The following is a 19,964-nucleotide window of genomic DNA, read 5'->3' as shown; positions in this document are numbered from 1 at the left end:
GGGGCCGTGCACCATGGCCGCTGAGCGCGACGCGCCCGGCCGGCCCGAGCTGAGATCCGACGCCGGTCCCGGCACGGACCGCCTTGGTCTCCGCTGACCACCTGGGTCTCCACCGACCATGAAGCGAGCGGCCCGCCGGATGTCCGGCGGGCCGCTCGTTCTGCTGGCGGGGTGGGGCTGCTTACTTCTTCTTGTCGTCGACTTACTTCTTCTTGTCGTCGACGTCGACGTTGCTGCTGACGTCTTCCTGGTAGGTCGCCCCGCCGTCGGACTCGCTGCTCAGGAGACGGGCGCCGCCCTCGGGTGGGCCGGTCAGGTGGGCGCCGGCGGCGAGTTCGGGGAACTTCGCGTCGAAGGCCGGGCGCTCGGAACGGATGCGCGGCATGCGGTCGAAGTTGCGCAGCGGCGGCGGGCAGGACGTGGCCCACTCGAGCGAGTTGCCATGGCCCCACGGGTCGTCGACCGTGACCAGCTCACCGACCTTGTACGACTTCCACACGTTGTAGATGAACGGCAGGGTCGAGGCGCCGAGCACGAACGACCCGATCGTGGAGAACGTGTTGAGGAACGTGAAGCCGTCGTCGGGCAGGTAGTCCGCGTACCGTCGGGGCATGCCCTCGGTGCCCAGCCAGTGCTGCACCAGGAAGGTGGCGTGGAAGCCGATGAAGGTCAGCCAGAAGTGCACCTTGCCGAGCTTGTCGTCGAGCATCCGGCCGAACATCTTCGGGAACCAGAAGTAGATGCCGGCGAACACCGCGAACACGATCGTGCCGAACAGCACGTAGTGGAAGTGCGCGATGACGAAGTACGAGTCCGACACGTGGAAGTCGATCGGCGGGGCGGCGAGCAGGACGCCGGAGAGGCCACCGAAGAGGAACGTCACCAGGAAGCCGATGGCGAACATCATCGGGGTTTCGAAGCTGATCTGGCCGCGCCACATCGTGCCGATCCAGACGAAGAACTTCATGCCGGTCGGTACCGCGATGAGGAAGCTCAGGAAGCTGAAGAACGGCAGCAGCACCTGGCCGGTGACGAACATGTGGTGCGCCCACACGCTCATCGACAGGGCGGCGATCAGCAGGGTCGCCGACACCAGGCCCTTGTAGCCGAACACCGGCTTGCGGCTGAACACCGGGATGACCTCGGTGATGATGCCGAAGAACGGCAGCGCCACGATGTACACCTCGGGATGCCCGAAGAACCAGAAGAGGTGCTGCCACAGCATCGGGCCGCCGGTCTCGACGTTGAAGACCTGCGCGCCGAGCACGCGGTCGGCGGCGAGAGCGAACAACGCGGCGGCCAGGAACGGGAACACCAGGACGACCAGGAGGCTGGTCACGAAGATGTTCCACGTCATGATCGGCATCCGGAACATGGTCATGCCGGGCGCGCGCAGCGTCAGGATCGTGGTGATCATGTTGACGCCGCCGAGGATGGTGCCGAGGCCGGAGATCGCCAGGCCGACCACCCACATGTTGCCGCCGACGCCCGGGGAGTGCAGGCCGTCGCTGAGCGGCGTGTACGCGAACCAGCCGAAGTCCGCCGCGCCACCCGGCGTGAGGAACCCGGCCATCGTGATGGTCCCGCCGAACAGGTAGAGCCAGTAGGCGAACGAGTTCAGCCGCGGGAACGAGACGTCGGGCGCCCCGATCTGGATCGGCACCACGAAGTTGGCGAAGGCGAACACGATCGGCGTCGCGAAGAACAGCAGCATGATCGTGCCGTGCATGGTGAACAGCTGGTTGTACTGCTCGGGCGACAGGAACTGCATGCCGGGGCGGGCCAGCTCGGCACGCATCAGCAGAGCCATCAGGCCGCCCAGCAGGAAGAACACGAAGGCCGTGATCATGTACATGATCCCGATCTGCTTCGCGTCCGTCGTGCGCAGGATCCGCGCGATCGCCGAGCCCTTGACCTGGGGCCGTACCGGCCAGGGCCGGGTCACGATCGGCTTAGGCGCGACGGTCGTCACGAATAGCCTCCGGTGTCTCGTTCGTCCCTCTCAGTACGCCCGAAGGAAAAGGCGTGCCTCGCAGGCAGAATAGTCCCCCGTCCGGTCTTCCCGGGCGGGGGGTGACCAAACTACGGGCGCGCGTTCACAGTGGCTGGACGAGCTCACGGTACTGATCAGCGAAGATCGCCTGACCGCGGCTGCGCAGCATCGAGTCGCGCTCTGCGGGGGGCACGTCCCGGTTGTCGTCCCTCTCCCTGGTCCGGGTGCGCACCTGCTCGCAGCGCGGCCGGCGGCGGGCCTCGAACGCGGCCAGCGCGGCCGGGATGTCGCCGGGAGTAGCGCGCAGCACCTCACCGAGAACCACCGCGTCCTCGAACGACATGGCCGCGCCCTGGGCGAGCGTCGGCGCGGTGGCGTGCGCGGCGTCACCGACCAGCACCACCGGGCCGCGTGACCACGACTCGAGCACGACCTCGTCGGTGCGCGCGACCTGCACCTTCTCGATGGCGTTGAGGATCTGCGGAACCGGGCCGCCGAAGTCGCCGAACAGCTCCCGCAGCCGGGCTTCGGGGTCCGCCGGGTTGGGCGTGCCGGCCTCGGGCGTCTCGTCGGCGTAGCAGTACAGCCGCCGGCTGCCCATCGGCATGACGGTGAACGCGGACCGCTCCCCGAGCAGGGCGGTCCAGTCGCTGAGCTGGGGACCGCCGGTGACCACGCTGCGGTAGACGATCTGCCCGGTGGGTGTCGCCGCGCCGCCCAGACCGGCCTTGGCCCGGACCGTCGAGCGCCGCCCGTCGGCGCCCACCACCAGGTCGTACTCGGCGATCCGGCCGCCGGAGAACTCGACCTTGGCGGCGCCGTCGACGATCTGCAGGTCGGTGACCGCGGTGTCGTAGCGCACCTCGCCGCCCACCCCGGTGAGCAGCACCTGCTGGAGGTCCGCGCGGGCCAGCGCCCGGGACTCGCCGACGCCGGCCCAGAGCGCGGCGACGTCGAGCTCGAAGAGCTGGCCGCCGGCGGCGTCGAGGAAGAGCTGCCGGAAGATCAGGTCGCCGAGCGGCCGCAGCGGGGCGTCGAGGCCCAGCACGCGCAGCGCGCGGGTGGCGTTGCCGGGGAGGTAGATCCCGGCGCCGGGCAGCATGGTGGCGGGCAGCTCCTCGACCACGTCGGGCCGGAAGCCGGCGACCCGCAGGCCCCTGGCCGCGGCTAGACCGGCGATCCCGGCACCGACGACGAGGATGCGCATGGTCATCGGAGCAACGCCTCCGAGGGGAGATGGACACGCGTAGGAGCCAAGACACTACCCGCCGCGACCGAAGCGGGGAACCCGCGATCATGCTGGGGTCCGATTTGTTCAAGACGGACAGAAGACTTTGCTCGTACCGTCACGCTCATGGCACCTACTTTCAACGCGATCGGCCTGGCCGCCGCCGACATGGCGACGACGCTGGCCTTTTACCGTGAGCTCGGCCTGGACATCCCGGCCGAGCAGGACACCGAGCCGCACGCCGAGGCTGTCCTGCCCGGCGGCATCCGGCTGATGTTCGACTCCTACGCCTCGCTGGCGAAGCTTGATCCCGAGTGGACGCCCGCCCCGGAGGGCGCCGGCGGCCTGGCCTTCCTCTGTGACGACCCGGCCGAGGTGGACAAGGTCCACGCCGGTCTGGTGAAGGCCGGATATGAAAGCTACAAGGAACCGTGGGACGCGGTCTGGGGGCAGCGGTACGCCCAGATCAAGGACCCCGACGGCCGGGTGGTCGATCTCTTCGCCTGGACCAGCTGAAACCCTGGGTCAAGTGACGACGAGCGAGGTCAACGGCACGCCGGCCAAGGCTTTCACATCCCTCGAGAGGTGGGCCTGGTCGGCGTAGCCGGACACGGCGGCCACCGAGGCGAGCGGCACGCCGTCCCTGGCCAGGGCGAGTGCCCGCTGCATGCGCAGGACCCGGGTCAGCGTCTTGGGTCCGTACCCGAAAGCGGTCTTGACACGACGCCGCAGATGTCGCGCGCTGAGGCCGAGCCGCTCGGCGATCGCGTCGACCGTCCACCCGGCCCGCGCCCGCGCCGCGACCTCGACCAACGCGAGGTCGGGTGGTTGCCAGCGGGCCGTCGCGACCTCGAGGAGAGCCACGTCGGGCGCGGCGGACTCGGCGACCCGGCGGACCTCGGCCGGCGACCACACCTGGTCGAGCGGGACCTGCCGGTCGGTGAACTCGTCGGCCGGCACGCCCACGACCTGAGGCCCGGTGCCGGCGGCGAAGCGCAGGCCGAAGGTGCGGCCGGGCGGCCTCGCGGGATGCCGCTGCACCGAGGTGTCGGGACCGGCGATGAAGACCTCGCCCTCGTGCCAGATCAGGTCCATGCAGCCGTCGGGCAGGACCCGCGCGGGGCCGTCGCCGGGCAGCTTGCGCGCACGCCAGGCGATGACCTGCGGGAGCCCGGCGGCGGGTCGTTCCGAATACATGCCTGAGACCCTCGCACGGGCGTACGACAATTTCTCCTTTGAGAGAATGACGGGCGTGAGCGACCGCCTCGACGAATACCGGCGCAAACGGGACGCCCGGCGTACTCCCGAGCCGGTCCCTTCGTCCCAGCCGCGTCCTTCCGAGAAGGAGAACCGGTTCGTCATCCAGCAGCACCACGCCCGCAGCCTGCACTGGGACGTGCGGCTGGAGCGCGACGGCGTGCTGGTCTCCTTCGCCGTCCCCCGCGGCCTGCCCCGTGACCAGCGGCGGAACAACCTGGCCAAGCACACCGAGGATCACCCCCTCGAGTACCTGGACTTCCACGGCGAGATCCCGGCCGGCGAGTACGGCGGCGGACGGATGCTGATCCACGACACCGGCACCTACGAAACGGGCAAATGGCGCTCGGACGAGATAAGCGTCACGTTCCACGGGACACGGACCTCGGGGCGCTACGTCTTCTTCCAGACCGACGGCAAGGACTGGATGGTGCGGCGGATGGACCCGCCGGAGCCCGGCTGGGAGAGCATGCCCGAGCTGATCACGCCGATGACGCCGACCGAAGGGTCCGGGCTGCCGCCCGACGACGACGCCTGGGGGTACGAGCTGAGCTGGTCCGGCCGGCGCACCGTCGGGTACGTGTCCGGCGGCCGGCTCAAGCTGCTCGACGCGACCGGCGCCGACGTCACCTCGTGGTACCCGGAGCTCCGCCCGCTCGGCGACACGCTGGCGCCCACCGAGGCGGTGCTGGACGGCGAGATCGTCGCCTTCGAGGGGACCGCGCCGTCGCCCGCGCTGCTCGCGAAGCGGACCAAGCCCAAGGACGCCGGTGCGGCGAAGCGGCAGTCGGAGCGGGCGCCGGTGCAGTTCCTGGCGTACGACCTGCTGTGGCTGGAGGGGCACGCCACGGTGGAGGCGGTCGGCTACGCCCAGCGGCGGGAGCTGCTCGAGGGGCTCGGCGTGGCCGGCGACCACTGGCAGACGCCGCCGTACTTCCCGGGCGGCGGCGGGTTCGCGCTGGAGGCCGCCACGGCGCAGGGTCTCGGCGGCGTGGTGGCGAAACGCCTCGATTCCCCGTACCTCCCGGGACGGCGAAGCCGGCACTGGCTCTTGATCTCGGCCAGAGATTAACGTGAGATTACGGCGGCGTTACAGCAGATAGCATCTAGGTTGGGACGCATCCGTTCCGACAACCCCGACCAGTGAGCCCCTTGATGTCTGCTGAACTCTGGAAATCCGCCGTCAACGTCCTCGACGCCAACTGGTCCGGCGACCACATGGTCCCGTCCCGCCGCCTCTACCCGCACCAGTGGAGCTGGGACGCCGCCTTCATCGCGATCGGCCTCGCCCACGTCGACCCGGCCCGGGCCTGGCGCGACCTGCGCAGCCTCTTCGAGGCTCAGTGGCCGGACGGCCGCGTCCCGCACATCGTCTTCGACCCGTCCGTGCCCGAGGGCGACTACTTCCCCGGGCCGAGCTTCTGGGACGTGCCCGCCCACGGGTCCCGCCCGGCGCGCGGCAGCACCGGCCTGGTCCAGCCGCCGATGCACGCCATCGCGGCGTGGGAGGTCTACAGCCGGTCGGCGTCGCACGAGGCGACCGAGGAGCTGAGGTGGCTCTATCCCCGGCTGGTCAAGCAGCAGGAATACCTGACGGGCCGGCGTGACGCGGGCGGCGGCGGGCTGGCCGCCCTGGTCCACCCGTGGGAGTCGGGCGTGGACAACAGCCCGGCCTGGGACGCGGCGATGTCGCAGGTGCCGGCCGACCACGATCTGCTCCGCCGTTATCACCGCCGCGACCTGGACGTGGCGGACGCCTCGCACCGGCCGACGGACACCGACTACGCCCGTTACGTGCATCTCGTCGTGGCCTACAAGGAGTCCGGGTACTCGGACCTGGAGCTGGCGAAACGGCACGACTTCGTGGTCGAGTGCCCCGGCTTCAACTCGATCCTCGGCGCGGCCGAGTCGGCCCTGGCCAAGATCGCCGAGGTGGTCGGCGCCGACCCCGCGGTGCACCAGGAGCGCGCTCGCGCCGTCACGGCGGCGGTCGTGGACCGGCTCTGGGACGAGGGCTCGCGGACGTTCCGGGCCCGTGACGTACGCACCGGCACGCTCAGCCCGGCCCACTGCGTGACCGGGCTGCTCCCGCTGATCCTGCCGGGCCTGCCCTCCGAGTACACCAAGGCGATCCTGGACGAGGCCCGGTCGGAGCGGTTCGGGCTGCCCGAGGACACCACGCTGCCGGTGCCGAGCTACGACCGGACGGCCGCCGACTTCGACCCGGCGCGGTACTGGCGCGGGCCGATCTGGGTCAACATCAACTGGCTGCTGCGCCGCGGCCTCGATCAGCATGGCTTCACGGGCGAGGCGGCAGACCTGCGTACGTCGATGCTGCGCCTGGTCGGGTCATCCGGGCACTACGAGTACTTCCACCCCGACACAGGCGCGGGCATCGGCGCCGGCCAGTTCAGCTGGACCGCCGCCCTCACCCTGGACCTGCTGGCGGCGGGCGGCTGACTCAGACCGTCTCGTTGGCGATCAGCGTGTCGCGACCGTGGCCCGTGTGGACCACGGTCGCGCTGGGCAGCTTGAGCAGACGCTCCTTGATCGATGTCACGATCGTGTCGTAGTCGCTGAACGACCGTCCGGTCGCGCCCGGGCCGCCGTGGAACAGCGTGTCGCCGGTGAACACGCAGCCCAGATCGGGCGCGTAGAAGCAGACCGCGCCCGGGCTGTGCCCCGGCGTGTGCAGGACCCGGAGGCCGGCGATCTCCTGCCCGTCGGCCAGCGGCGCCGGCATCGGACGGTCGGGATGCGTCAGCTTCCACAGCGGTTCCTCGGCCGGGTGCAGGTACAGCGGCGCCCCGGTGGCCTCGGCGAGCTGCGGCGCCACCCGGACGTGATCGTCGTGCGCGTGGGTGAGCAGGATGGCCGTCACCCGGCGGCCACCGACCACGGCCAGGATCCCGTCCACGTCGTGCGGCGCGTCGATCACCACGCAGGTCTCGTCGTCGCCGACCACCCAGACGTTGTTGTCCACCTCGAACGTCTGCCCGTCCAGCGAGAACGTCCCGTTGGTGACCCCGTGCGAGACCCGCATCAGAAGATCACCACCGAGCGGAGCACGCCGCCCTGGTGCATCTTGGCGAAGGCCTCCTCGACCTGGTCCAGCCGGATCTCCTCGGTCACGAACGCGTCCAGGTCGACCCGGCCCTGCAGGTAGAGCTCGGTCAGCATCGGGAAGTCGCGGGTCGGCAGGCAGTCGCCGTACCAGCTGCTCTTCAGCGCGCCGCCGCGGCCGAACACGTCGAGCAGCGGCAGCTCGATCGTCATCTCCGGCGTCGGCACACCCACCAGGACCACCGTGCCGGCCAGGTCCCGTGCGTAGAACGCCTGCTTGTACGTCTCCGGCCGGCCGACCGCCTCGACCACCACGTCGGCGCCGAAGCCACCGGTCAGCTTCTGCACCTCGGCGACCACGTCGGCGCCCTTGGCGTTGATCGTGTGCGTGGCGCCGAACTTCCGCGCCCACTCGAGTTTCTGGTCGTCGGTGTCGACCGCGATGATCGTGGTGGCCCCGGCCAGCGCCGCGCCGACGATCGCGCCGTCACCGACCCCGCCGCAACCGATCACCGCGACCGAGTCGCCGCGGGTCACGCCACCGGTGTTGATCGCCGCGCCGATGCCGGCCATCACGCCGCAGCCGAGCAGGCCCACCGCGGCCGGCCGTGCCGCCGGGTCGACCTTGGTGCACTGACCGGCGTGGACCAGCGTCTTCTCCACGAAGGCGCCGATGCCCAGCGCCGGTGACAGCTCGGTGCCGTCCTCGAGTGTCATCTTCTGCGACGCGTTGTGCGTGGCGAAGCAGTACCACGGCTTGCCCTTGTCACAGGCGCGGCAGTTGCCGCACACCGCGCGCCAGTTGAGCACCACGAAGTCGCCGGGCTCGACGTCGGTCACGCCGGCGCCCACCGACTCGACGATGCCCGCCGCCTCGTGACCCAGCAGGAAGGGATAATCGTCGTTGATGCCGCCCTCGCGATAGTGCAGGTCGGTGTGGCAGACGCCGCAGGCCTGCACCTTCACCACCGCCTCGCCGGGGCCCGGGTCGGGAACGACGATCGTCGTCACCTCGACCGGCGCGCCCTTGGACCGGGAGATGACACCCTTCACCAGCTGACTCACGACAGACCACCTTTCAACGGATCCGGCTCGAGAATCCAATCACGGATCTCGCATGAGTCCCGAGTTATCCACAGGCGCTCGTGCCGATCGTCGGCCTGCCCATCTAAGTTGTCCTGGTGACTCCGACGCCCCGCCGCGCAATCCTGGCTCTCGTGGCCATGGTCGCCGTGCTGCTCCCGCCCGCGCCCGCGCTGGCCGACCAGCCACAGCGGCTCGCCACGCAGGTGGTCGACCCGGCCGGGGCGCTGGGCAGTGGGCGCGCCGACGCCGAGGCGGCGCTGGCTCGGCTGCAGTCCGACACCGGCATCCAGCTCTTCGTGGTGTTCGTGGAGTCGTTCGACGGGACGCCCGCGCAGGAGTGGACCGACGAGACGGCGACGCTGAGCGACCTCGGCGACCGGGACGCGCTGCTGGCGGTCGCGACCGTCGACCGGTCCTACCAGGTGTCGTTCCCGGCCGACGCCCGCATCACCGACGCCGAGCTGGACGAGGTCGCCGCCCAGCGGATAGAGCCCCGGCTGGGCAGCGGCGACTGGGCCGGCGCGGTAATCGCGGCGGCGGACGGCTACCGCGAGGCGGCCGCGTCGTCCGGCTCGAGCACGCTGATCTGGGTGCTGGTGATCTTCGTCGTGGTGATCGCCGGCGCGATCGCCTGGGTGGTGATCCGGCGGCGGCGTGCCGCGGTGGCCGACCGTCCGCAGGCCACCACGCCTGACCGTCCGCAGGCCACCACGCCCGCCGGTCCGACCGTCGAGGACCTCACCGGCCGGGCGAACGCGCTGCTCGTCGAGCTGGACGACGATCTGCGGACGAGCGAACGCGAGCTGGCGATGGCCACCGGGCAGTACGGCGCCGAGGCGACCGAGCGGTTCCGGGCGGCGCTGGAGGCGTCCCGGCAGGACGTGGCCGAGGCGTTCCGGCTGCGGATGACGCTGGACGAGACCCCCGGGCCTGACCTGGTCACCCTGCGCCGCACGCTCAACGAGATCATCCGGCGGTGCATGGAGGCGGACGCCCGGCTGGACGCCGAGTCGGAGGCGTTCGACGAGCTGCGCGATCTGGAGGGGCGTGCGGCGGAGGTGGCCGCCGAGGTGGATCGGCGGCGGGCCGAGGTCGCGGCGGCACTCCCGGCGGCGGCGACAGCACTTCAAGACCTTTCTTCCCGGTACGCCGGGCCGGCCGTGACCGCCGTCAGCCTCAACGTCGACCAGGCCACCGAGCGCTTGTCGTTCGCGGCGACGGCGCTGTCCCGGGTGCACGCCGCGCTCGAAGCCGCCCTCGAACAACGCCCCGCCGCACCTGAAGACCTCCCCGCCACACCTGAAGACCGCTCCACCGCGCCCGATGCCGCGACGACGAGGGCCGGGGCAGAGGCAGAGGCCGGGGCAGAGGCCGGGGCAGGGGCAGGGGCAGAGGCCGGGGCGACAAGGGCTGGGATCACGACCGCGAAGGCGGCGGGGGCGACGGGCGAGGTGCCCGGCGGGGATCGGGCCGAGGCCGCGCTCGCCGTCCGGGCCGCGGAGCAGGCCGTCGACCAGGCCGAGCAGTTGCTGGCCGCGGTGCATCAGGCCGTGACCGACCACGACGCCGCACGCCGGTCCGCGGACGCGCTGATCATGGAGGTCGAGGCCGAGCTCGCCACCGGCCGGGCCGCCCTGACCAGCCCCGCGAACATCGAGGCCGGCGCCCTGACCACGGCCATGAGCACCGCCGAGCAGACCCTGGCGGAGACGCGGGCCGCACTGGCCGGCGCCACCCCCGACCCGATCGCCGTCTCCGCGCGCCTCCAGGCCGCCGACGCGGCCCTCGACAAAGCGCTGGCCGACGCCCGGGACTCGGCCGAGCGTTCCGCCCGCGCGCGGAGCCTGCTCGCCCAGGCCCTGCCGGCCGCGCGGGCCGAGGTAGCGGCGGCGAACAGCTACATCACCACCCGGCGCGGCGCGGTCGACGCCGGCGCCCGGTCGACGCTGGCCGAGGCGGAGCGGCACCTGGCGCTCGCCGAGAGCCTGGCGGCGGGCGATCCGGTGGCCGCCGTGACCGAGGCTCAGCGGGCACAGAGCCTCGCCGCCACGTCGAGCCGGATCGCGCGCAACGACGTGCTGCGGTTCAGTGACGGCTACCCGGCTGAGGCGCCGGCGGAGGACGACCTGTTCGGGGCGTTCCTGGGTGGCCTGCTGTCCGGTGGGAGTGGCGGGGGCTACCGGTCGCGGAGCGGCTATCGGAGCAGGTCGAGCGGCCGGAGCTCGTGGAGCGGCGGCGGCTTCGGCGGCAGCGGCTCACGCAGCCGCCGCACCGGCGGCGGCGGCGGAGGCCGACGAGGCGGCGGAGGCCGGTTCTGAACGCCAGGCCGTTGGCGACGGAGGCCACTCCAGGAGCGACGGCGAGGGCCGCGGCCGGATCTCCGAGCGGCGGCCGTTCCAGGACTTAGGCCGTTGGCGGCGGGTCGAGGAACGTGTCGCAGAGCTTGGCGAGCTGCTTGATCTGGCCGGGCGTCAGCCGGTCGAAGACGAGCTGCTGCACCGCTTCGGCGTGCCCGGGGGCCGCCTCCACGATCTTCCTGACCCCGGCGTCGGTCAGGACCGCGATCTGCACGCGCCCGTCCTCGGGGTCGCGTTCGCGCCGGACCCAGCCCTGCGCCTCCAGCCGGGCGACCACGTGCGACAGCCGGGACAGGGAGGCCGTCGCCTTCTTCGCCAGCTTGCTCATCGCCAGGCGCCGGTCCGGTTCCTCGGAGAGGCTGGCGAGCACGAGGTAGCCCATGTGGGTCAGCCCGGCGTCGCGCTGCAACTGTGTCTCCAGCGCGGCGGGCAATTTGAACAGAACTGCGACGAAGCGGCGCCACGCTTGCTGTTGTTCATCGGTCAACCACCGTGCCTCGTCCATGGATGGCAGGTTAGTTAAACGTCATCGGACCGGCATCGCCCGGGTGGTCAGGTTGTGTAATCGCAGCCGGGCAAACGGGCAGCTGGATCGACATGGTTGAACGTCGCAGATACTCTGCCTGGGGACTTCACCCCAGGCACGGCGCCGGAACCGGCTGGCTGGGGGGCCTCGGCCGGTTCCGGCGCCGGTAACTTTTGTTAACGATTACGAGTTCGGTGGCTCGTCCTTGCCTGCCTCCTCGAGGGCGTCCGCCTCTTCCTTCGTCTTGTGCACCGCGCCGTCGGCGTGCTCCGCCGGGCCGTAGACGGTGTAGAGCACGAGCGGGTTGGGCCCGTCGTTGACGAAGTTGTGCTTCTTGCCGGCCGGCACGACGACCAGGTCGCCCTGCTCGACGTTGCGGGTCTCGCCGCCGACCTTCGCCTTGGCCATGCCGCTGACGAAAGTCAGGATCTGGTCCACCTCGTGGACCTCCTCGCCGATCTCGCCGCCTGGCGGGATCGTCATCACGACAAGCTGCGTGTGCTCGCCGGTCCACAGAACCCGGCGGAAGTCTGGGCTTTTTTCGGCCTCGGTAGCGATCGTCCACTTCTCCATGACCTAACGCATACCCCAAACCGGCGGCAAAGGAACAGCAGTTCAGGAACGCCGGACGTGGGCCGGTTCCAGCGGTGAGGGATGGCCGACGTGGTAGCCCTGGACGAAGTCGACGCCGAGCTCACGCAGCAGGCGGAGGGTCGGCTCGTCCTGCACGAATTCGGCGACCGTGTGGATCCCGTACGCCTGACAGACCTGCACCAGCGCACGGACCAGCACCTGGTCCTGCTGGTTCTGGACGAGCCGGACCACGTACTCCCCGTCGATCTTGACCAGGTCGATCGGGAAGATCCGCAGGTAGCGGAACGACGCGTAGCCGGACCCGAAGTCGTCCAGTGCCAGCTCGCAGCCCAGGTCGCGGATCCGGTCGGCGAAGTGCCGTGCCTCGGACAGGTTGCCGATCAGCGCCGTCTCGGTGATCTCGAAGGTGAGCTGCTCGGGGTTCACGCCGTACCGGTCGATCAGGCGTTCCACCTCGGCGGTGAGGCGCGGGTCGCCGACCGACCGCCCGGACAGGTTGATCTGCAGGTTGAGGTGGTGGTGCTCGGCGGCGAGTTGCATCGCCCGCTCGACCACCCACAGGTCGATGTCGAAGATCGCGTCGAGCCGCTCGGCGATGTCCAGCACCTGGCTCGGCGACTGCGGCCCGTCGTGTTCGTCGAGGACGCGCAGCAGCAGCTCGTGCCGGACGATCTGGTTGCTCTGCAGGTCGAGGATCGGCTGCGAGTAGAGCGTGAAGCGGTCGGTGCCGAGCGCGTCGGCCACCCGCTCGCGGTAGGAGCCCTGCCGGTCGCGGGCCGGCACCGGGTGCGGGACCTGGGTGAGCGGCCGGTCGGCGTGGCGGGCCTGCCGCCATGCCTGCTCGGCGTCGATCAGCAGGTCGTGGCTGCCGGTGTCGCCGCCCGACTGGAAGCGGACCAGCCCGGCCCACGCGCGGGCACGTGACCAGGCGTCCGGCAGCACGAACGGGTGGGCGCGCAGCGACTCGACGAAAAGCTGGGCCTGCCGCCGGGCCAGGGCCCAGGACGCGCCGGCCAGGAGGATGCCGATCTCACTGGGCCCCACCCGGCCGAGGAGGTCGGCCGGGCGGACGACCCCTTCGAGTACGCGAGCAGCACGGTGCAGCAGGTCGGCGTTGCGTTCGGGCCGCAGTGGCTCGTCGTCGCCCCGGTCCGGCTCGACCCGGACGACCAGCACCGCTCCCCCGCCGCGGCGCAGCGCCCGGTCGAGTTCGTCGGCGAACCCGGCCCTGGTCAGCAGCCCGGTCGCCGGGTCGGGTTCGGCGACCGCGTTCTGCACGGTCTCGCCGCGGCGGGCCAGCCGGGCCACCTCGCGCCGGGCGCGTTCCCGGGCCGACACGTCGGTGATGCCGCCGTGAACCCCGCAGATCTCGCCGTCGGGCCCGGGCTGCGGCTCGAGACGGATGTCCACGTCGAACCAGCCGCCGTCGGCCCGGACCAGCCGGATCGTGGTGTGCACGGGCTCGCGGGTGGTCCAGGCACGGGTGATCGCGCCGAGCGCGGTGGCGTGGTCGTCGCGGTGCACGTATCGGGCGAGGACCTGACGGCCGATCTCGTTCTCGCCGAGCGAGTGGCCGAGCATCGTGCTGAGGCCGTCGGACCAGATGACGGTGTCGCCGGTGGCGTCGTAGGAGAACCAGGAATCCATGGGTACGGCGTTCTTCGCGGGCTTGGCGGTTTTACGGCGACGTGGGGTGGCGTCGCGCAACGTGCGCGGGCGCGGGACGCGGTTGTCCGGTGCCGTCATGTGCCCGCCGCCCCTCCCGCATGTGTCGAGCGTTGCCCCTCACTATTACGACCCGTCACGGCTCGGGTTGATAGGGGCGGCCTCCGCCAATGTTTTCGCGGATCACCCAACAAAACAATGATCTGCAGTTTCTCGGCCGATCGAGGTCCCAAAATAACCGATCGGATGACCGCTACGCCGTGTGTTGCACGTCTCGGTCTACCGTCGGATCCATGACGGACAGTCACAACGAGTGCCGATTGCGGAACCGAGCGCTACACCACCACTGATGGCATCGTTGAGCATGCGGAAAGTAACCGGGAGATAGGGTCGAGACCGTGGGCATCATCCGGGACATGCAGCGCGTACACGCCACGCAGACCGCCGCACATCAGCGAGCGGGCACGGCGGCAGCGCGGCAACGCGACCTCATCCGCCGCAACCACGATCTGGCCGTGGCGGCCGCTCAGCAGGCAGCCGCGGCCGCCGCCCAGCAGGCGGAGTCGGACGCCGAACGAAAACGGGAACACCGCCGTCTTTACGCGGAGGCACGAAGCGCGGACGCCGCGTCACTGAACGCCGACCTGCGCGCCCGCCTGTCCGACCTCGACTCGCTCCTGCTGTCCACCCTGGACGTCGACGACCACATCGACCTGGACCAGTTCAAGAAGCCGGCCCAGGCGCCGCCGTTCGATCCGGGTCCGCTCGGCCGGCCCCACCCCGAACCGTCATGGGACAGTTACGCTCCGCCGGAGCCGCGGCGGATCGGCAAGGTGCTCGTCGGAGAGAGGCTGCACCAGCAGCACATGGCGAACGCGCGGCAGGCCTACCAGCAGGCCCGGGAGCGCTGGATCGAGGCGGAGACCCGGCGGCTGCGGCAGCTGGCCCAGCGCGAGCAGGCGTACGAGGAGAGCATCCGCCGCTACGAGACCCGGATCGCCGCCTACAACGCCGAGGTGGAGCGGTTCGCCGCGGCGGTGGCGAACGCGGACCCGGCCAGCGTGGTCGAATACTTCGCGATGGTGCTCGGCAACTCCGTGTACCCGGATGACTTCCCGCAGCACTTCCGCCTCGCCTACCAGCCGAACCAGAAGCACCTGCTGATCGAGTACCACCTGCCGCCGGTCGAGGTGATCCCGGTGGTCAAGGAGTACCGCTACGACCGGGTCCGCGACGACGTGGCCGCGATCCCGCGCGACGAGGCCGAGACCCGCCGCCGGTACACCGAGATCATCGCGCAGGTGTCGCTGCGTACGGTGCACGAGATCGTGGAGGCGGACCGGGGCGGGCTGGTCGCGAAAGTGTCGTTCAACGGCATCGTGGACACCATCGACCGGCGTACCGGAGCATTTGTCCGGCCCTGCCTGGTCTCGCTCCGCACCGACCGGGAGGTCTTCGCCGGGATCAAGCTGCGCCGGGTCGATCCGGTGGCGTGCCTCAAGCAGCATCTGGCGGCGGGCCTGTCCGAGGCGCCGGACGCGCTGACGGCCGTCACGCCGATGCTGGACTTCGACGCCGAAGCCGACCGGGACCTCACCGGCGAGTTCAACGTGCTGGCCGACATCGACGAGCGGCCCAACCTGCTGGCCCTGCCCGAGGACGAGTTCGCGCAGGTGGTGGCCGATCTCTTCGGCAACATGGGCCTGGCGATGGGCACGATCGGCCGGGAGGGCAAGGGGTCGCGGTGGTGGGTCGCGACCGATCCGCGACCGGTCTTCGGCGGCAAGATCATCGTGTACGCGACGCGCGGAGTCCCGGCCGACGCGGACACGTTGCGGGCCCTCGACGAGGAGGTGACCGTCACCGGCGCCACGAAGGGCATCCTGGTCGCCACCGGCGGTTACGAGCACGAGGTGCATGAGGCAGCCGCCGGCCGCCCGCTGGAACTGATCGACGGACCGGCGCTGCTGACGCTGCTGTCCGAGTACAGCCGGCTCAAGGCGCGGCTGGAGCCTCCGAAGGAACGCTGATCTCCAGCTCGGCGATGCGCTGCCAGACCGGGCGCATCGCCGCCTCCGGCTCCCGGGCGAAGATGCTGCCGCGGATCCGCACGAAGACGCAGTTGCCGACGCGTTCCAGCACGGCCTGCCGGCGCATGTCGCTCTCCCACTGCTCCGGCCCCTGGTACGCGTCGCCGTCACACTCGATGGCCAGCCGCCGCCCGTCCGGCGCGTTCAGCACGAAGTCGATCCGGTACGCCCCGATCCGGAACTGCGGCACCGGCCGGTAGCCGCGCTCGGTAAGCCGCCGGTACACGTCCCGTTCGAAGTCGTTCTCCGGTTCCGCGGAGGTCGACGAAGAAGCCGGCTGGTAGTTGAGCAGCAGCGCCCGGGCGTCATCGGCAACCAGCTGCGACGACTGCACCGAGTGGTAGATCCACAGCTGGTCGCGCGCCCGGGACGCCGCGACGTTGATCCGCCGGTGGTACTCACGCCTGGTGAACGCCGCCACCCGCCCGTCCTTCGCCGACACCACCATCGACACCAGCACCACGTCGCGCTCGTCGCCCTGGAAGGTGTACGCGTCGCCGACCCGCAGCCGCCGCGCCTCCATCTCGTCCTCGCCGATCGCCTCGCGCAGCCGTTCCAGCAGCAACGCCGCTTGCCCGCTGGTGGACAGCAGGCTGATCACGCCCAGCGTCTTCCCCCGATATGCCGGGTCCGCGACGATCGCGGCGACCTGCCCGACCAGCGCCTCAGCCTCGGCCAGGTTCACATCCCCGTACGGCGGAAGGCTCTGCCGGTGCCCCTCAGAGAGGAAAACAGAGCGGATGGGCGCCAGGGCCGGCCGGTCCGCGCGCAACGGCATGATCTTGCCGTCGTAGTAGTGCCGCGACGAGAACTCGATGATCTGCGGCACGCAGCGGAAGTGCTCGGTCAGCAGGATGCGCTCGGGCGACCGGCGCACGGCGTGGTCGTAGAGCGACGACTCGGGGTCGAAGTGCTCGGCGGACGGCACGTCCTGCAAGTGGCTGTGGATCAGGCCGGTGACCGACCCGACGAAGCCCAGCTGCGGCCCGATCTGCTGGTCGTCGCCGACCACCACGGCCCGCTCGGCCAGCGCCAGCACCGGCAGCGCGAACAGGTCCGCCTGCGACGCCTCGTCCACGATCACCACGTCGAAGTGCGCGCCACCGGCGAACTGCTCGATCGCCCGGTCGACCGACATGACCCAGACGGGTACGGCCTCGACCGCCGACTCCATCGCCCGTTGCGCGTGCACCTGCCACGCCGCGGCCGTCCGGCCCGTCCCCTTGCCGATCTTGCGCAGTGCCGTGGTCCAGTCGGCGAGCGCCGCGCGACGCCGGTCGTCCAGCGCCCGGGACACCTCCAGCCACGCCGACGCGACGACGAGTTCGCCGGTCAGGCGCCGGATCTTCTCCCGCGTGGCCTCCACCCGCCGGCCCAGCACCGCCGGGTCCACGCTGCCGGCCACCGCGTCGAACCAGGTCTGCGCCCGCCGCCACGCCCACGCCCGCAGGCACGCGTCGCCGGACACCGCGGGCACCTCGCCGGCCTCGATCCGGTCGGCCCACTCCGGCGCCGCGCCGGCCAGCCGGTTGCGCAACCCGATGTACTGCTCGACCTCGGGTCGCAGGGTGTGCAGGCGCCGCAGCTCCGCGATCGCCTCGTCCCAGCCGTCCAGCGACCGCCACGTCGTCAGCAGACGCGGCCAGCGCTCCAACCTTTCGGCGGTCCCGGCGATCCGGGCGTCCGTCTCGTCCAGATCAAAGACCGCCGGACCGGCGGTGAGCAGGCTTTCCACGGCGGCCAGACGTTCAGCGTCCCGGTCCAGCTCCTCCTGGGGTACGAGCAGACGGAGCCGTGCCGACAGATCCGGCCAGTGCTTGGTGTCCCAGTCGAGCGACTGCGCCGCATCGGCGAGCAGCGTGCCCGCCCACGCCTGCGCGTCACTCCCCTGCTCCGGACTCTCCTGCTGTGGGACGGCCAGCCGCTCGATCCACTCCGACCAGTGCTCGGCCAGCCGGCGGCGGGCGCTGCTCCGCTTGACGAAGGCGACCGCGAGGTCCACATCGTCCGTGGTGCGCAACGGCTCGTCGTCCACCCGCAGCTCGGTGGCCAGCTTGTGCAGGCCTGGCTGCATCAGCCGGCTGATCCCGCGGCCGGTCGCGAAACGCTGATGCAGCTCGGCCAGCTGGGCCAAGAGCTGCTTGGGCGCGGCAGCCTGGGCGGCCGGCACGGTCACCCGGTGACCGGCCAGGCCACGGGACAGCTCGGCCAGTTCGCCCAGCAGCGCCGAGGTGGCGGTCACGTGATCGGACCACAGGCGCTGCCAGTGCGGGTCGTCGAGCAGACGACCGAGGCGGCCGGTCCACGAACCCTCGCGGCGGCGCAGCCATTGGACGGCCTCGTGCAGGTCGTTGAGCAGATCGGCGTACGCGTCGCGGCCGTGCTCGCGTACCGCATCGGGGTCGAGCCCTTGCGTCGCGAAGCTCTCGGTCCGCTCCCAGGCCTCGTCCCGCGCGGCCCGGTCTTCCCTCGCTCTGTCCGACGTGGGCAGCACGCTCGGGTCCGGCAGGTGCCGCATCGCCGCGGCCCGGTCCTGAGCGTCGATCCGGTTGGCCAGCTGCAGCAACGTCGCGAACTCGTCGGCGCTCAACGGCGGATCGGCCGCGACCGGATCCGGGATGCCGCCGTCTGCCGCCGCCCGTTCCCGCAGCCAGGCGCCCACCTCGGCCGGCGACTGACTGGCGCCGTCGATCGGGTAGGTGGCCGCCTCGCTCTCGGCGACCGCGCGCAGCCCGGCCAGCGACCCGGCGAGCTCGTGCTCCGCGTCCTCCAGTCGTTTCGTGAGCCGCTCCACCCGGCCCGCCTCGGCGCGTTTGTCCAGCGTGGCGGCCCGGTCGGAGAGCTCTCGCGCGGCCAGCTGCAGCTGCACCAGCTGATCGGTGGTCCGCCCCAGGACGGCCAGGCAGAGCGCCCGGATCTCCTCGGGCAGGCCGTCGCGCAGGACGCGCAGCGGGTCTTCCTTCTGGGCCACGACCAGGACCCGCTTGCCGTTCGCCATCAGATGGCAGATCAGGTTGCGGATGGTGTGCGTCTTGCCGGTGCCCGGCGGCCCCTGGACGGCGACGTTGCGGTGCTGGGCGAGCCGGCGGGCGATCGACTCCTGCGCCTCGTTCGTGGGCAGCGGCATGAGCAGCCGCTCACCCACCCGCGTCCACTCCTCCGGCCGGTCGTCCGGCATGACCAGTTTCGACGGCTCGTGCGCGACGATCGCGGCCAGCGACCCGGCCGTGCCCCCGTTGAGCAGCCGTTCCCGCAGGCTCTCCAGGAAGCCGCGGAGCTGCCGCTGCTTGGGCCGGGCGAAGATCACTGAGGTGTCGACGATCCGGGTGCCCTCGGTCCGGTCCCCCGGGCCGACCACCTTCTTGTCGTAGCCCAACCGGCCCAGCGCCCGTTCGAACAGCTCCCGGCGGTCCAGGTCGTTCCACAGATCGGTGTCCACGATGCCGCCCGGGCCCGCGACCGCGAGCAGCTGCGCGAGGTAGCGGTCGTCGGTGCCCGCCAGCGCGTCGGTCTGCAGCCGCGCCGGTCCCGCCGGCGACACCGTGATCAGCGAGCGGTCCGGCTCGTACTCGATCAGGACCGGCGTCGCGACCAGCGGATAGCGCACCTTCTGATCGCCGATCACGGTCTCCAGGACGCCGTGGCCCCAGACCAGCTCGGTGGTGGCGGCGCTCATGTCGAGCAGGTGCATCAGGTCGAAGAGCCGCCGGTGCAGCACCCGGGTGCGCTCGGCCGCGGCGGTCAGCTCCGTCCACGGCCGCCAGTGCTCGTCCTTCCACTGCTCGAGCAGCTCGTCGTCGGTGTTGTTGCGCTCGAAGCTGTCCCGCAGCTCGGCCGGCACCTCGACCGGGCCGGGCAACTCGGGCAGACCGACCCGCAGCCACGACGGCGTGTCGGCGACGGGCCCGCTCTCCACCTGCTCGGGCAGCCCGTCGATCCACAGCGTGTCGGCGGGCACGGTGCGGGCCGGCCGTTCCATCGACGCCCGCACGGCCAGCAGGTAATCGGCCACCGAGACGGCCCGATCCCGGATGACGAGGGGCGATTCCATTCCCCCGAGGCTAGCCGACAGCTGCTCTCTCCTCGGGGTCGCGGCCGACCGCCG

Annotated in this window: 14 protein-coding genes; 5 read left to right on the top strand and 9 right to left on the bottom strand. The window is 71.2% G+C overall.

Going from position 1 to position 19,964, the window contains the following annotated elements:
* Nucleotides 1-202 precede the first annotated feature (202 nt).
* Both ctaD and QSK31_RS23075 read right to left on the bottom strand, forming a co-directional pair.
* The gene (ctaD, locus tag QSK31_RS23080) at nt 203-1,972 is read right to left on the bottom strand and encodes an aa3-type cytochrome oxidase subunit I (protein WP_285686368.1); all 1,770 of its coding nucleotides are present in this window, start codon (nt 1,970-1,972) and stop codon (nt 203-205) included.
* A gap of 124 nt (nt 1,973-2,096) precedes the next feature.
* Entirely contained in the window at nt 2,097-3,206 is a 1,110-nt protein-coding gene (locus QSK31_RS23075; protein ID WP_285686367.1) for an FAD-dependent monooxygenase, read from the bottom strand.
* A 141-nt stretch (nt 3,207-3,347) separates the two neighbouring features.
* Here QSK31_RS23075 and QSK31_RS23070 point away from each other — a divergent pair, with 141 nt between their 5' ends.
* Nucleotides 3,348-3,737: a VOC family protein gene (locus QSK31_RS23070; RefSeq protein WP_285686366.1), complete on the top strand. Its 390-nt coding sequence runs from the start codon at nt 3,348-3,350 to the stop codon at nt 3,735-3,737.
* 9 nt (nt 3,738-3,746) lie between these two features.
* Here the strand turns inward: QSK31_RS23070 and QSK31_RS23065 are convergent, their stop codons facing one another.
* Nucleotides 3,747-4,418, bottom strand: a complete 672-nt coding sequence (locus QSK31_RS23065; RefSeq protein WP_285686365.1) for a helix-turn-helix transcriptional regulator — start codon at nt 4,416-4,418, stop codon at nt 3,747-3,749.
* A 55-nt stretch (nt 4,419-4,473) separates the two neighbouring features.
* On the opposite strand from QSK31_RS23065, the gene QSK31_RS23060 reads away from it, so the two are divergent.
* Together QSK31_RS23060 and QSK31_RS23055 are read left to right on the top strand one after the other, a co-directional pair.
* Entirely contained in the window at nt 4,474-5,550 is a 1,077-nt protein-coding gene (locus tag QSK31_RS23060) for a DNA polymerase ligase N-terminal domain-containing protein (protein WP_285686364.1), read from the top strand.
* Nucleotides 5,551-5,633: 83 nt separating this feature from the next.
* Nucleotides 5,634-6,938 (top strand): MGH1-like glycoside hydrolase domain-containing protein, encoded by a 1,305-nt coding sequence (locus QSK31_RS23055; RefSeq protein WP_285686363.1) that lies wholly within the window; start codon nt 5,634-5,636, stop codon nt 6,936-6,938.
* 1 nt (nt 6,939) lies between these two features.
* On the opposite strand, the gene QSK31_RS23050 is transcribed toward QSK31_RS23055, so the two are convergent.
* Nucleotides 6,940-7,521 (bottom strand): MBL fold metallo-hydrolase, encoded by a 582-nt coding sequence (locus QSK31_RS23050; protein ID WP_285686362.1) that lies wholly within the window; start codon nt 7,519-7,521, stop codon nt 6,940-6,942.
* Complete coding sequence (locus QSK31_RS23045) at nt 7,521-8,606, bottom strand: S-(hydroxymethyl)mycothiol dehydrogenase (protein ID WP_285686361.1); 1,086 nt, start codon at nt 8,604-8,606, stop codon at nt 7,521-7,523. The genes QSK31_RS23050 and QSK31_RS23045 overlap by 1 nt, the downstream gene beginning before the upstream one ends.
* A gap of 116 nt (nt 8,607-8,722) precedes the next feature.
* Between QSK31_RS23045 and QSK31_RS23040 the strand changes: the two genes are divergently transcribed.
* On the top strand, nt 8,723-10,945 hold the full coding sequence (locus tag QSK31_RS23040) for a TPM domain-containing protein (RefSeq protein ID WP_285686360.1): 2,223 nt from the start codon (nt 8,723-8,725) through the stop codon (nt 10,943-10,945).
* 85 nt (nt 10,946-11,030) lie between these two features.
* Here the strand turns inward: QSK31_RS23040 and QSK31_RS23035 are convergent, their stop codons facing one another.
* The 3 genes from QSK31_RS23035 to QSK31_RS23025 form a co-directional block, all read right to left on the bottom strand.
* Complete coding sequence (locus QSK31_RS23035) at nt 11,031-11,489, bottom strand: MarR family winged helix-turn-helix transcriptional regulator (protein ID WP_285686359.1); 459 nt, start codon at nt 11,487-11,489, stop codon at nt 11,031-11,033.
* 204 nt (nt 11,490-11,693) lie between these two features.
* Complete coding sequence (locus QSK31_RS23030) at nt 11,694-12,083, bottom strand: cupin domain-containing protein (RefSeq protein WP_285686358.1); 390 nt, start codon at nt 12,081-12,083, stop codon at nt 11,694-11,696.
* A gap of 42 nt (nt 12,084-12,125) precedes the next feature.
* Nucleotides 12,126-13,850, bottom strand: a complete 1,725-nt coding sequence (locus QSK31_RS23025; RefSeq protein WP_285686357.1) for an EAL domain-containing protein — start codon at nt 13,848-13,850, stop codon at nt 12,126-12,128.
* A 317-nt stretch (nt 13,851-14,167) separates the two neighbouring features.
* Here QSK31_RS23025 and QSK31_RS23020 point away from each other — a divergent pair, with 317 nt between their 5' ends.
* Nucleotides 14,168-15,799, top strand: a complete 1,632-nt coding sequence (locus QSK31_RS23020) for a restriction endonuclease (protein ID WP_285686356.1) — start codon at nt 14,168-14,170, stop codon at nt 15,797-15,799.
* Here the strand turns inward: QSK31_RS23020 and QSK31_RS23015 are convergent.
* Complete coding sequence (locus QSK31_RS23015; RefSeq protein ID WP_285686355.1) at nt 15,765-19,910, bottom strand: PDDEXK-like endonuclease domain-containing protein; 4,146 nt, start codon at nt 19,908-19,910, stop codon at nt 15,765-15,767. The genes QSK31_RS23020 and QSK31_RS23015 overlap by 35 nt on opposite strands.
* Nucleotides 19,911-19,964: the final 54 nt, after the last annotated feature.

This window comes from Actinoplanes sp. NBRC 103695 (genome assembly GCF_030269485.1).
Lineage (GTDB): Bacteria > Actinomycetota > Actinomycetes > Mycobacteriales > Micromonosporaceae > Actinoplanes.
This window is presented reverse-complemented; position numbering and strand designations above follow the sequence as displayed.